We start from the raw sequence: 14,020 nt of genomic DNA, 5'->3' as shown, positions 1-14,020 counted from the left end.
TCATGAAACAGCGCAGTCTCATCAGGTCAGCGGCCGAAATCGCCATGGCGCGCGCTGCCGGCGCACTTGCGGCCGACGTGCTCCGCATGATCTCTGAACACGTGAAACCGGGTGTCTCCACCGAAGAACTTGACCGCCTGTGCCACGACCATATCGTGAACGTGCAGCATGCGATCCCGGCCAACATCGGTTACCACGGCTTCCCGAAGACCGTATGCACCTCCGTCAACCACGTGGTCTGCCACGGCATTCCGTCGGCGCAGCAGATCCTCAAAAAAGGCGACATCGTCAACATCGACATCGCCGTCATCAGGGACGGCTGGTTCGGCGACACCAGCCGCATGTACTTCGTCGGCGAACCCGACCCGCTGGCGCGGCGACTGGTGAAGGCGACCTACAGGGCAATGCGGGCCGGCATCCTGGAAGTGCGTCCGGGTGCCACACTGGGCGATGTGGGATACGCAATCCAGTCCGTCGCTCACCGGGAAGGATTCAGCGTGGTGCGCGACTATTGCGGCCATGGTATCGGGCAGGTCTATCACGACGAACCCCAGGTGCTGCACTTTGGCAAACCAGGCGAAGGACTGCGCCTGGAGGAAGGCATGGTGTTCACCATCGAGCCGATGCTCAATGCCGGCACGCACGCTACCCGGGTACTGTCGGATGGCTGGACCGTCGTCACGCGGGATCATTCCCTGTCCGCACAGTGGGAACACATGGTTGCCGTAACCGCTGATGGCTTCGAGGTGCTGACACCGTGGCCCGGGGGCACAGGAACCTACGAACCGGTTGCGTGATGGCTCACCGGGCAGCAGTCAGCATCGGCGGTGTCCTGTCAGCGCATGAAACACCAACCAGCGGGTACGCGATCGTGGAAAACAGCCAGCGCATCTTTGTGACGGGTATCACGGGCTACATCGGTGGCAGCGTTGCCGTCAGACTGAAGGAAAGGGGCTACCCCGTCTGGGGGCTGGCGCGCAGGGATACCGATATCGAGGCCCTGAAGGCACTGGATATCCAGGCGGTCAAGGGCTCCCTCCAGGACATCGATGTTCTCGAAGAAGCGTTCGCCTCGTCGGGGGCCATCATCCATACAGCGGATTCTGATGACCCGCAGGTCGTGGAGAATTGTCTTTCCCTTCTGAATGGAACAGGGAAGACCTTCATCCATACGTCGGGCTCCGGCATCGTGGCCAACTGGGACCGGCCTGAGACGGCACACTTCGTCTATACGGAGGATTTTCCGCTGGAAACGGATGCGCCACTCGGGCAACGGGTTCTCATCAACAACCGCATCCTGCGATCGGCCCTGCAGGGCATCCGGAGCATCGTCATTGTGCCGGGCATGGTGTATGGCACGGGCCTGCTGCTCAGGAGGGAAAGCATGCAGGTCCCGCTGCTTGTCAGGACTGCAAAAGAAAGGGGCACTGCCGTCTATGTAGGCAACGGCGAGCAACACTGGAGCAACGTCCACGTCGAGGATCTGGCGGACCTGTACGTCGCGGCCCTGGAAAAGGCCAGGCCGGGTTCCTGTTTCTTTGCCGAGAATGGGCTGGCATCTTTCAGGGAAATCGCAGAAGCCATCCAGAAGAAACTTCACCTGGGCGGCAAGCCGGTTTCCCTGAGTCCCGACGAAGCCGCCGCCTGCTGGGGTGACATGATGGCCACGGTGGCGCTGGGCTCAGATTGCCGGGTCAATGCCGACAAGGCCCGTCTGTTTCTGGAATGGAAACCCCGGCATTCGTCTATTTTGCCCTTCATCTGAAGATTCAATATCCGGCGCACCCAGGATGATCTCGCACCCGCTGCACTCCAGCGTTGAACCAATGCAACCGCACAGGAACGGGACGGGGGCATGCTGCGATATGAGGACATGCTGCATGACCCGGAGAGCGTCGGGCGCCTGCGGGGTGAATGTGAATCCGTTGGCATTGAACATCGGGGCCTGTCTGGGCAAACCGGGGTCGCCGCCGGATTTGCATCGACGCAGCCGCGCCGGAAAGACCCGCCCTCTCCCTGGATGGATGATCCAGCGCCACGGCCCGGCGAGCCGACTTCGCACTGATGCGTCGCGACCCTATACGACAGCGCGCCCGGTCGCATTCCCGGGACGCCCCTGCCGGAATGCCGCTGGTGCCGGCGCCCCGTTTCGGACATGTCGTCCGGCATGCCGGCAACCCGGGTTTTTGCCCGCATCGGATCGAGGCACCCCGTGACAGCAGGAAAGCGCCCGTCGCTCATGCCGCGCAAGATCCCCCAGCAATCGCGTGCCGTACAGATGGTGGCCGCCATTCTGGAGGCGGCGGCTTGTGTTCTGGAAACGCAGGGATTGCAGGCGTTCACGACGAATCGTGTCGCGCTACGCGCCGGGATCAGCGTCGGCTCGCTGTATCAATACTTTCCCGGCAAGGATGCGCTGATCGTTGCGCTGGCCCTGCGCGAACGCGCGCTGTTGCTCGCCGAAGCCCAAAGCGCCTTGAAAGAAACGACGGGCCGCAAGGCATTGAAGCATTTGATCGCTGTCGCGACACGTGAACAACTGCGCAGGCCGATCCTGGCGCGCCTGCTCGACTTTGAGGAAACCCGCGCACCCATCGCCAGGGAACTGGCTCCATCGCTGTCCCCGTTCCATGAACTGATGCAGCAGATTCTGTCCCATAAGGACATCCCCGCGCAGCCAGACATTAAAACGGCGGTTGATGACCTCGCAAACATCATCCGCGTGCTGGTCGATGCGGCGGGCGACCGTGGCGAAATTAACATCAAGGATCTTGAGCAACGGATCGAGCGTACCGTGTCTGGTTACCTCGGCCTCGCGCCGGGACCCCGCAAGGTATGACTTGGGTCGGCCATGAATGCGAGTAATCGCCTGGCCAGCGCATCGCATGCGCGAGCATTCCCCGTCATTTCCGGCGATTGACGCTCGACGCCGAACTGACAGCAAATGCGAGTTTCGTAAATAAGCAATTACTCGCAAAATAATGGCATGGAAAGCCGGGCATCCGGTACGGCTTCGTGGACCGATGCTTTGCACCATCCATCGACTCCATTTCACTTTTTTTGCGAGATCATCATGAGCCTCTACAAAGACGCCAAGCTGAACCACCTCAGCTTCCCCACGCACGATGTTGCGAGTGAAGCCAGCTTCTTCGAGCAGCATTTGGGTGCCACGCTGGAGTTCACCGAGCCGGTCACTGGTAGCGCCCTGCTACGGCACGGACACATCGACATCGTGCTTGAAAAGATGCCGGCCGATGTGACCTGGCATAAGGACTTCCATTTCGGTTTCGAGTTGGCGACCAGGCATGAAGTCGATGCGATGTACGAGACGTTCAAGGGCAGTGGCATCGCCCTCGAATCCGAAATCTTCAACCGGCTCGGCCGTGGTTCGCGCTTCTTCGCGCGCACGCCCGGCGGCGTCCAGATCGAGGTCAACACGCGCGAAGACCGTGAAGACAAGTGGGACGCCAGCAAGAAGTGACATGACACGGATTCACAAGATCGCCATGAAACATGACATCCGCATCCTCGTTTCCGGCGCCAGCGTCGCCGGCCTGTCCACCGCCTACTGGCTCGCCCGCTATGGCTTCCAGGTCACGGTGGTCGAGCGCGCTCCGCATCTGCGTCCGGGCGGCCAGGCGCTCGATGTGCGTGGCCCGGCCCTCGAAGTCGCCGAACGCATGGGCATCCTCGCCACCCTCCGTGAGCGGGCCACCAGGCTGACCGGCATGTCGGTCGTGGATGCCGGGGGCCAGGAACTCTTCCGGAGCACCGAACGCACCCTGACGGGGGGCCGGTTCGACAGCCCGGATGTCGAAATCCTGCGCGATGACCTGTGCCAGGTACTGTATAAGGCCGTGGAGGAACACGTGGCGTTCCTGTTTGACGACAGGATCACGTCGATCACCCAGGACGAAAGCGGTGTGGATGTCGCCTTCGCCAGGGCTGCGCCGCGCCGCTTCGATCTGGTGATCGGCGCGGACGGCCTGCACTCGGGCGTGCGCCGGCTGGTCTTCGGCCCCGAGGAGCCGTTCCTGCGCTTTGTGGGTTTCCATGTTGCGGTCTTCGCCGCCCCCAACTTCCTGGGCCTTGACCACTGGCAGGTCTTCCATGACCAGGGAAACCTGATGGCCGGCGTGCTGGCGATGGACAGGGATGCCCCGGCGAGAGTCTATCTCGGCTTCGGTTCAGCAGAAGCGCTGGACTATGACTACCGCGATATCGCCGCGCAGAAGCGTCTGGTGACTGAACGGTTCGCCGGCGCGGCCTGGGAGATCCCGCAACTGCTTGCGCACATGCAGGACGCCCCTGATTTCTACTTCGATGCGACCCACCAGGTTCGCATGGACAGCTGGTCGAGCGCCCGGGTGGTGCTGGTCGGCGACGCGGGCTACAGCGTCTCGCCGGCAACGGGCCAGGGCACGACCGTGGCAATGGTCGGCGCCTACGTCCTGGCCGGTGAACTGGCGGCTTGTCCATCGGCACTGGTGGCGGGCATCGGGCACTACGAGCACGCATTGCGTGACTACATCGCCCGCAACCAGGATCTTGCGATCGACATGATGGCCCAGGATACGTCGCTGGGCCAGTCCGAGGACGCGGACAGCGCCACGCATCCGGATGGCGTCCCGGATTTCGGCCAGATGGTGCAGCCCTTCCGGCTCAAGCCCTACCCGGAACCCGTGCAATGAGCGATGCTGTGACATCAGCAACGCGAAAGCGCGCCGCAGCCCGCCCGGGTCGGTGACGCCCGGGCTGCTCACGCCCAGCGTTCACACGCCGTGCGCATGATGTCTTCTTTAGGGCTGGCTCGACGTACTGATTCCAGGCGACAGGTCGACGGGGCACCCGTGCTTCCCAGGATCTTTCATTCGCAAGGCGGCCGGCCCAGCCGGCAGTCATCAGGACCAGTCACCCGGGCATGACTGGCGGTATGCCGACGGGTCCATCCCTCACGTGCCACACCATGCCGCTTCCTGCCGACGCCACCGGCCGCCTCGCGCCCGATGACTGTCAGGCGAAACCCTCTTCATCCCGGTGATCGGCTTCGCCGCGTTTCCAGTATCCGGCGGCATGCAGGAATTCCCGGTCGACGGCCCAGTGAAACAGGGCGTGCTTCCGGATGGCCTTTACGACCGACGATTCCGCCGCGACCCAGATCGCGGTGTTTTCTCCAGGCAGTGCCAACATCCTGACAGCGTCCTTCAGGCTACGGGGCCCGGCATCTCCGTTGCCCGAGCGGTGTAGCCAGGTCAGGCTGACCTCTGCCGCCGACTGGAACACCTGCTCCTCACGGTCATCGGCGACCTCGACAAAGACCTCCGCGCGGGCATGCGCCGGCAGCGTGTCGAGAATACTGCCAATCGCCGGCAACGCGGTTTCGTCACCAAACAGCAGGTAGTGCTGCGTCGAGGATTGAATGGGAAAGCCGCTACGCGGGTGCACCGCGCTGATCTCAAATGAATCACCGACCGCGGCACGTGCGGCCCAGGCCGACGCCGGACCACTGTCCCCGTGCAGGACAAAGTCGAGATCAAGCTTCTTCGTAACCGGATCGAAGCGCCGGACCGTGTAGGCGCGCCCCGCCGGACTCTGGCCATCTGCAGCGGGCACGAAAACCTTGAGCCACCGGGCAGGCAGACCGGGGCGCAAATCCGGCAGACGGCTTGCATCAATCGTGATGCGCGTCATATGTGGCGTGATCCGTTCAACGCCTTCAGCGACAACCCTGAAAAGACTGTAAGGGGGACGGCTGGCAGACATAAATAATCCTTTTACCAAAGTACGATTTCCCGTGAATTCTGTCGATGCTCCACGATTCAGGGCCCGTCAGTCGCGCAATAGGTCCATCACGCCCGTGAGGACCGAAACTGGATGAGTCACGCCGGAAGACGGACTGTACATGCCGGGCAAGCGACACCACGGGTCGTAACGCTGTACGTCACAAGGTGAATACAACTGTGAATGACGCTGGCTGATGCTGGCGAAGTGGGCGTCGCGGCCTTGCTGCAATGACCGACTGATATCGAAAATGTGTCTCATTCCGGGATGATGGAATGTTAGCGTTGTAGAGGGATCGGCGCATTGCGCAGTTCAGCCAGTTTATTGCGCACTCCAGCCTGCTCGCGTGATCCGATTCGCTGCCGCTCGCCCCGGGGTCAGCTATCAAGTCCCCAAAAGCTGGAACTGCATATTCCGCAGCGGGGTCCTCTTTACCCGGTCACGTTGTGCAGGCGACGCACGCGCCCATTCGTCCTCGCGCTGTGTTGCCTGTTTCTCCAGTCCCGGAGTTCCTGCTCCTGCCCGGCAAGCCTGTGCGGCAGAGACTCACGGAGGAATCCGACGAATGTCCTGATCTTTGCATCGAGGTACTGCCGCGACGCGTAAAGTGCGTGGATGTGAGCAGGACGCAGCCGGAGGGCCGGCAGTACCTGTACAAGGCTCCCATCGCGCAGTCCCGGCAGGGCGACGGTCACTGGCAGTACTCCAATGCCCATGCCGGCCCGGATCGCCTCGGCCATCGCCTCGCCGACGTTCACGGTGAACTGCGTCATACGGGAAGGCGAAAACACTCCACCATCCGGCCCATCGAAGACCCACTGCCCGGTGGAACTGTCCGGCAGGACAAGTCGCAGACAGGTATGCTGCTGGAGTTCCTCAACGGTTGCCGGCGTTCCCCTGCCTGAGAGGTAGCGGGGCGACGCGCAAAGCAGGACGCCGGCGGTGCCAAGACATTGCGAGATCAGGGACGAATCGACCAGTTGCGGCGCCACGACAATCGATACGTCGTAATTCTCTTCAATCAGATCAGGCACACGCTGCGCCAGCACCAGATCAATCGAGACATCCGGGAACTGCTGTGTATAGAGGGCTATGAGGGGAACCAGGTGATGCTGCCCGAAACTGGTGTTGGCATGGATACGCAGCCTGCCCGACGGCTGTCTGCCTGCGTCAGTGGCTTGTGCCTCGGCAAGCTCCACATGCGCCAGAATCTGCTCGCAATGCTCAAGGTAGCGCTGGCCCGCTTCGGTGATGGAAACCTGGCGTGTCGTCCGGTGAAGCAGACGGGTTTCCAACCGCGACTCCAGGTCCATTATCGCGCGGGATACTGCCGCGGTACTGAGGTCGGTATGCGAGGCTGCCCTGGCAAATCCTCCGGCCTGGGCGACGCGAACAAAAATCCGCATGCACTCCAGCTTGTCCATCAGAAACGTCCGTCAGATGTAGGTATGTGGAAGTGAGGAGGCAGGAGCCTTGCGGGCGCAACCACTGACCTCCCGGCATGAAACCGCATCATGGCCATGCCAGCTACCGGCGCCGGGGGCGATTCCTCCATCCGGAAGATGGCCGGCCGGTCCCCGGGGATCAGCATCGTCACGCCCCCCTGATGACGTGGAAGGTCGCTTCCTGTTTTTGTCGTGAGACCGTGGGGCCGCTGCAGGCGCTTCTGCACCGCATCCCCGGACGGGCCCAGCGGACCCTTCGCCGCGAAAAGGGAGTCAGGCGATCGCAGATTCATCCACGCATCACCTGCTGTGCGCGTGGTGTTCACATCCCGCACAGACCGTCGAGATCGTGAACACCGGCCGGTCCTGAACAGCAAAACCTTCCCGCGTGGCCAGCCGCGTCAATGTCTCCTGAAGGACGCTGTCCTCGACGGCCACCAGCCGCCTCCCACACCGACAGACCAGGGTGTTGCCCCCAGGGCCATGACCCTCTGGCCTTAACCGGTAGAGCGTCTTTCCCCGTTCATTCCAGCTTCGGATCAGGAGTCCGCACTCCTGCAGATCCTTCAGGGCCCGGTAGGTCGACCCGACGGTTTCCGTACCGGAAAGTCTCGCCAGCTCGCGCAATATCTGGTTCGCGTGAAGACAGTCTGGAGCCGCCTGCTCGAGGACAGCAAGCACGCTGATGCGGGTGGTCGTCGGACGCAGATCCGCCGACTTCAACCGCTTCACCTGCCTCATGAGGGAGTCGCTGTCCCCAGCTTCCTGGAGACCGTCGGCCGGAGCAGACGCCTCCTCCGGCGCTGCTGCATGCTTGCGGTTACGGCGCGAAAATGCCGCCATGAGGTCGATCGCCTGCGTAGGCTCGTGCGATGACATAGTGCTCTTCCATTGTTGATCCAGAAACGGAGGTCTGAACCGGCATACTGACGTTGCCCGGCATCGACCCGCGACCAGGCAGCCCCATGTATCGGGGCCACCACCTGTCATCGTCCTGCGTCCGCGCTCTCCCATCCGCCGCCCAGCGCCTTGAATACCGAAACGCGATCGGAGCCCACGCGCTGGTCTGCCGCCGCCACCTGTGCCTTCGCATCGATATAGCTGGTCTGCGCCACGATCACGTCGAGGTAGCTGATCGAGCCACTGCGAAAGCGCTGCTCAGCAAGTCGATATGCCCGCTCGGCCCGGTCTCGCGCAGTGACCAGCGCATTGCGCTGATCCAGAGCGGTGCCATAGGTTGCCAGCGTCTGCTCGGTCTCCTTCAGCGCGGTCAACACCACGCCGTCAAACCGGGCCAGCGACGCCGCACTCTGTGCCTTCGACTGTTCGATGCGGCTGCGCGCCACCATCACGTTCGGGAACGTCCACGAGATCAGCGGACCTACCGCAAAGGAGAAGGTGCGGTCACCTTTGAGCGTATCGTTGCGCAGGTAATTGCCCGACATCCCCAGGTTGATCCGGGGGTACAGGTCGGCTACCGCGACGCCGATACGGGCCGTGTCGGCCGCCAGCTGGCGTTCGGCCTGCCGCACATCGGGGCGCCGGCGCAGCAGGGCCGTGCCGTCACCCACCGGCAGCGCATGAGCGATGTCCGGCGCCTTCACGCACGCGCGGGCCGACTCCGGGACCTGGGCGGGGGTGCGCCCCATCAGTGCTGCCAGTTCAAACAGGGCCGCCTGCCGCTGACCCTGCAGCGGCGGCAACGCCGCCTCGGCCTGCGCCTGGATGACGCCGGCGCGCTCGACGTCCAGGTGCGAGGCGGCGCCGGCCCGCTCCTCGTCGCTGACGAGACGCAGGCTGCTGCTCGCAAGCTCAATGGACGTATTCGCCACGTCGATGGCTTCACCGAGCGAGCAGGCATCCACGTAGGCACGCGTGGTTTCGGCGGCAACCGCTACCCGCACGGCGTCATAGGTCGCGGCCACGGCCTGCGCATCGTCGCGCGACGCCTCGATGTCGCGCCGCACGCGCCCGAAGAGATCCAGCTCATAGGACACATCGAGTCCACCGGTGTACGTCCAGCCCATCGGAGCCTGCCCGGTACCGTACCAGGTGGTCTCGTCGCGCCCGTAGGTGACGCCGCCCGAGGCGGTCGTCGACGGGAACAGACCGCTGTGTGCCTCGTCGAAGATGCCCTTCGCACGCTGCATGTTGGCCAGCGCCACACGCAGGTCGGTATTGGCGGCGAACGCTTCCCCGATCAGCTGGTTCAGGTCCGGATCGTCGTACAGCTTCCACCAGTCCGCGGGGAGCGGTGCGGTCCCGTCCGTGGCCACGGTCTGCGTCACGAACGGCTGCATGGCCGAGTCCGGTATCGCCGGCGGCCGGTAATCCGGACCGCTCTTGCACGCAGCCAGCGTACCGGCCAGGAGAACCGCGGCCAGCGGCCGCGCAACAGTCCGCAGAACGTGTTTCGACGCCCCGCGTACAAGGTAACGGTTAAACATTGGGTACCTCCGCAGAAGCGAGTTCTCGTGTACGCTCGCCTTCGGCTGCGACACGGTGATCCTTCGCGATAAAGCTGTAGACCGTAGGCAGGACGAACAGCGTGAAGAGCGTGCCCACCAGCATGCCGGTGACGATCACGATGCCGATCGCGAAACGGCTCTCCGCGCCCGCGCCATGCACGAACAGCAGCGGGACCAGCCCGGTGACCATCGCGGCGGTGGTCATCAGCACCGGGCGCATCCGTTCCGCCGCGGCCTTTTCGATCGCTTCGATACGACTCAGGCCTTCCTTCTCCTGAATGTGATTGGCGAAGGTCACCATCAGGATGCCGTGCTTGGAAATCAGCCCGATCAGTGTGACGAGCCCGATCTGCGTGTAGATGTTGAGCGTCCCGTAGCCGAGCCACAGCGGCACGAGTGCCCCACACACCGCGAGCGGCACCGTGACGAGAATCACCAGCGGATCGCGCAGGCTCTCGAACTGTGCGGCGAGCACCAGGAAAATCACCACCAGTGCGAACGCGAACGAAACCAGCAGCCGGTTGCCCTCATGCACGAACTGCCGGCTGTCGCCCAGCCAGTCGATGCTCATGCCCGGTGGCAAAGGTTGCGACTGGAGGAACGCGACCGCCTGCCCCATGGTGACGCCAGGACGGGGCAGCGCCTTGAGCGTGTCCGAGTTCATCTGGTTGAACTGCGCCAGCTGATTGGGCTGGGGCTCCATCGCGACGTGCGTGACGGTCGACAGCGGCACGAGTGAACCGGATCGCGTCTTCACATAGAACCGCCCGAGACTCTCAGGTGTCACGCGATCCACACCAGCAACCTGTGGGATTACGTCGTAGGAGCGACCGAAAAAATTGAACCGGTTCACATAGTTCTCACCCACAAGCACCGCGAGCGTATCGGCGATCGCCTCCATCGTGACGCCCATGTCGTTCGCCTTGCTGCGGTCGATGACGATGTGTGCATTCTCGCTGTCAAACGCCAGGTCGCTATCGACGAAGAGGAACAGACCGCTGGCCCATGCGGCGGCCTTCAGCTTCTCGGTTGCCTCGTAGAGCGAGCGGAAGTCGCCGGGAGACCGCACGACCATCTGCACCGGCAGGCCACCACTGGAGCCCGGCAGGGATCCGAGCTGGAACGCGGTGACCGTTTCGCCGTCGATCGCGCCGCCGCGCGCCTGCACCACCTGCTGTATTTCAGTGGCAGAACGGTGCCGCTTCGACCAGTCGCCCAGGACGACACCGGCGATCATCGTATTCGGGCCGCCACCGCTGGACCCGCCGATATGCAAGAAGCTGTTGTCGTACTCGGGCAGTGCCCTGAACACATCCTGCACCATCGCCGCATACTGGGCACTGTAGCCGACACCGGCATATTGCGGAGCCTTGGTCGCAACGAGGACGATGCCCTGATCCTCGGTGGGCGCCAGCTCGTGACGCGTACCGCTAAACAGGATGACAATCCCTGCCAGCACGACCCCACCGACGAGCAGCACTGCCGGGCGCGCGGCGAGCGTCGTCGCGAGAAGCCTGCTGTATCCCGCGGTGAGCTGCTCCATTCGGTGCTCGATCATTTTCTCGAGACCGGGCTCATCCGTCTTGGAGCGAAGCAGAAAGGAACTCATCATGGGCGACAGCGTCAGCGCGATCACGCCGGACACCAGCACCGAACCCGCCAGCGTGAAGGCGAACTCCCGAAACAGCGCACCGGTCAGGCCGCCCATCAGGCCGATCGGCGCATAGACTGCGGCGAGCGTGATGGTCATCGCGATCACCGGCGCGACGATTTCGCGCGCACCCACGAGGGCAGCCTGGACGGGCGAAAGCCCCTCCTCGATGTGCCGGTGAATGTTCTCAACCACCACGATCGCGTCGTCGACGACCAGACCGATGGCGAGCACCATCGCGAGCAGCGTCAGCAGATTGACCGAGAAGCCACAAGCCAGCATCAGCGCCGCCGTCCCGACCATCGACAGTGGGATCGTGACGACCGGGATGATCACCGCGCGGACCGACCCGAGGAACAGGAAGATGACGCAGATCACGATGACGATGGCTTCGACCAGCGAATGGACGACTTCATCGATCGATGCGTTGACGAACTGCGCCACATTGTAGTTAGGCGACACCGTCAGACCGGGCGGCGCCATCGCGCGCAGTTTTGGAACGAGTCCCTGCGCTGCCTTGACGATCTCCAGCGGGTTACCGTCCGGGGTCGGCTGTATCGCGATGAAAACAGCAGGAATGCCGTTCGCGAAGGAAGCGGTATCGTAATTCTTGCCGCCTACCTCCACCGTCGCGACGTCGCCGAGCCGCACGAGACCAGAGCCATCGGCTCCGGTCTTGATCACCATCTGCCGGAAGTCGTCGACGCCACGCATGTCCGTATCAGCGGTGATGTTGTTCACCGTCAGCTCGCTCTTAAGCTGGCCGGGTGCGGCCTGGACATTATTGGCCTTGAGCGCGGCTGAAATATCGCTTGCCGAAAGGCCACGTGCGGCGAGCTTCAACGGATCGATCCAGATCCGCATCGCCAGCTCGCGGCCACCAAGGATGTCGGCAGACGCCACGCCCGGAATGCTGGTGAACATCGGCTGCGCAACCCGCGTCGCGAAATCGGTGATCTGCGAGATCGACAGCGTCTTGCTATACATGGCGACATACTGGACGGCAGTTCCGCCTTCAGTCGACTTGGTAATCACCGGATCCGTCGCTCCCGCCGGCAGCCGGTACTTGACCTGCTGCACCTTGGCGAGGATCTCGGTCATCGCCCGGTCAGCGTTGGCGTTGAGTACCAGCCGCGCCTTGATCGTGCTGTCCCCCTGTGTCGAGGTCGACGTAAGATATTCGATGCCGCTCGCGGTCGCAATCGACTGTGCGATAGGGGCCGTGATGAAGCCCTGCATCACGTCCTGGGTCGCCCCTGGAAAACTGGTTTCGACCGTGATGGTCGCGTTCTCCAGATAGGGGTACTGCCTGATCGGCAGCGAGAAGATTGCGCTCACGCCGACCAGCAGGATGAGCAGGCTGACAACAAGCGACAGGATCGGGCGCCGGATAAAGAGATCGGTAAATCTCATGTTCCACTCCGCTCGGCGGTGGGAGCCGAAGACGCGGGTGAAACCTTCACCGTTGCATCAGGCGGGATACGGAGCTGCCCGGCGGTAACGACAACATCGCCCGGCTTTACCCCCTGCTCCACGATCACCTTGTCACCAATATGGCGACCGGTCCTGACGGGCACGAAGGCCGCCTTGCCAATGCCCTCGGCATCGGGCGCCCTGACGATGACGACGCTGTCTCCGGACGCCGAGGTCTGGATCGCAGTCGACGGCAGCACAATGGCATTGGTGGTGTCAGGAAGCACCACATGAATCGTGGCGTACATGCCGGAACTGAGTGCATGGTCGTCATTGGCGACGACCGCCTGCACCGTGACGTTTCGCGTGTCGCCGTCAACCCTGGGTTCGATGGTACTGATGCGCGATGTGAAATCACGGCCAGGCAACGCGTCAATGGTGAAACGTACCTGTCCTCCGACCTGCAGATCGGGCAGATCCTGCTGGGGCACCGTGAAATTGACATAGAGTGGCGCGAGTCGCGTCAGCGTGACGATCGGGTCCCCCGCATTGAGGTATTGGCCCAGGTTGATGCGACGTACACCGAGCTGACCGGGGAATGGCGCGCGGATGGACTTCTGGTCGATACGGGCATCCAGTTGCCTGACTGCCGCGAGAGCCGCGTCGTATTCGGACTGGCGTTGCTGCAGCAGCTCGCGCGACTCGGCACCGGTCGGTGCCAGTTCCTGCGACCGCGCCAGCTGCAGGCGCGCAAAGTCGGCGCGCGCGACAGCCGCCGCGCGATCGGCCTGTTCCGGCGCGTCATAGAGCTGGACGAGCGGTGCGCCTTGGGCAACGACCTGCCCCGCCTCAAAGCGGATCGCCGTGACGCGCCCGGCGGTGTCAGGGGCGAGCAGGACCTCCTGCACGGCCGACAGGCTGCCGACCGCCTGCAGTTCGTCCGGCACGCTACGGGGCTCAACCCGGACAGCAGAAACTGGCGTCGGCGGGAACGCGGCCTGGGGCGGCTGGGCGTGACGGGTCAGCCACCAGGCGGACAGCGACCCGATGACGACGGCAAGCCCGATGGCCGTGAAGGCCAGCGGTTTGAGCGGCTTGAGGGGTTTGGCGTCCTGGCGCACACTGGTGCTCATAAGACCCCCTGGCGAAGTGCCCGGGGCAGCGCACAGGCCTCTTTCGCCGTGACAGCTGGGGTGGGGTGGATCATGGAAACGCTCCCTGGAAGTATGTCGGGTAGCCGAGGGCCGCCGTCAAATCCTCAT

11 protein-coding genes are annotated in these 14,020 nt (G+C 63.3%); 5 read left to right on the top strand and 6 right to left on the bottom strand.

The window, feature by feature from the left end:
* Nucleotides 1-2: 2 nt before the first annotated feature.
* From map to NE850_RS18410, 5 genes are all read left to right on the top strand, one after another.
* Nucleotides 3-797, top strand: a complete 795-nt coding sequence (gene map / locus NE850_RS18430) for a type I methionyl aminopeptidase (RefSeq protein WP_310699112.1) — start codon at nt 3-5, stop codon at nt 795-797.
* Complete coding sequence (locus tag NE850_RS18425; RefSeq protein ID WP_310699111.1) at nt 797-1,765, top strand: NAD-dependent epimerase/dehydratase family protein; 969 nt, start codon at nt 797-799, stop codon at nt 1,763-1,765. Before map ends, NE850_RS18425 begins: the two co-directional genes overlap by 1 nt.
* Before the next feature lie 474 nt (nt 1,766-2,239).
* A complete protein-coding gene (locus NE850_RS18420) occupies nt 2,240-2,839 on the top strand; it encodes a helix-turn-helix domain-containing protein (protein WP_310699110.1) in 600 nt (199 codons plus the stop codon).
* A gap of 147 nt (nt 2,840-2,986) precedes the next feature.
* Nucleotides 2,987-3,481 (top strand): VOC family protein, encoded by a 495-nt coding sequence (locus NE850_RS18415; protein WP_310699109.1) that lies wholly within the window; start codon nt 2,987-2,989, stop codon nt 3,479-3,481.
* Between the two features lie 25 nt (nt 3,482-3,506).
* The gene (locus NE850_RS18410) at nt 3,507-4,691 is read left to right on the top strand and encodes an FAD-dependent monooxygenase (protein WP_310699108.1); all 1,185 of its coding nucleotides are present in this window, start codon (nt 3,507-3,509) and stop codon (nt 4,689-4,691) included.
* Between the two features lie 322 nt (nt 4,692-5,013).
* Here the strand turns inward: NE850_RS18410 and NE850_RS18405 are convergent, their stop codons facing one another.
* The 6 genes from NE850_RS18405 to NE850_RS18380 all read right to left on the bottom strand — a co-directional run bounded on the left by NE850_RS18405 (nt 5,014) and on the right by NE850_RS18380 (nt 13,891).
* Nucleotides 5,014-5,763, bottom strand: a complete 750-nt coding sequence (locus tag NE850_RS18405) for a siderophore-interacting protein (RefSeq protein ID WP_310699107.1) — start codon at nt 5,761-5,763, stop codon at nt 5,014-5,016.
* A gap of 449 nt (nt 5,764-6,212) precedes the next feature.
* A complete protein-coding gene (locus NE850_RS18400; RefSeq protein WP_310699106.1) occupies nt 6,213-7,205 on the bottom strand; it encodes a LysR substrate-binding domain-containing protein in 993 nt (330 codons plus the stop codon).
* Between the two features lie 321 nt (nt 7,206-7,526).
* Nucleotides 7,527-8,105, bottom strand: coding sequence for a transcriptional repressor (locus NE850_RS18395; protein ID WP_310699105.1), 579 nt, complete (start codon nt 8,103-8,105; stop codon nt 7,527-7,529).
* Nucleotides 8,106-8,212: 107 nt separating this feature from the next.
* Entirely contained in the window at nt 8,213-9,673 is a 1,461-nt protein-coding gene (locus NE850_RS18390) for a TolC family protein (RefSeq protein WP_310699104.1), read from the bottom strand.
* Nucleotides 9,666-12,758 (bottom strand): efflux RND transporter permease subunit, encoded by a 3,093-nt coding sequence (locus tag NE850_RS18385; RefSeq protein ID WP_310699103.1) that lies wholly within the window; start codon nt 12,756-12,758, stop codon nt 9,666-9,668. The genes NE850_RS18390 and NE850_RS18385 overlap by 8 nt, the downstream gene beginning before the upstream one ends.
* Nucleotides 12,755-13,891, bottom strand: coding sequence for an efflux RND transporter periplasmic adaptor subunit (locus tag NE850_RS18380; RefSeq protein WP_310699102.1), 1,137 nt, complete (start codon nt 13,889-13,891; stop codon nt 12,755-12,757). The genes NE850_RS18385 and NE850_RS18380 overlap by 4 nt, the downstream gene beginning before the upstream one ends.
* Between the last annotated feature and the right edge of the window lie 129 nt (nt 13,892-14,020).

The organism is Paraburkholderia sp. USG1 (genome assembly GCF_031570135.1).
GTDB lineage: Bacteria > Pseudomonadota > Gammaproteobacteria > Burkholderiales > Burkholderiaceae > Paraburkholderia > Paraburkholderia dioscoreae.
Note: the sequence above shows the minus strand (reverse complement) of the source record. Positions and strands in the feature narration are given on the sequence as shown.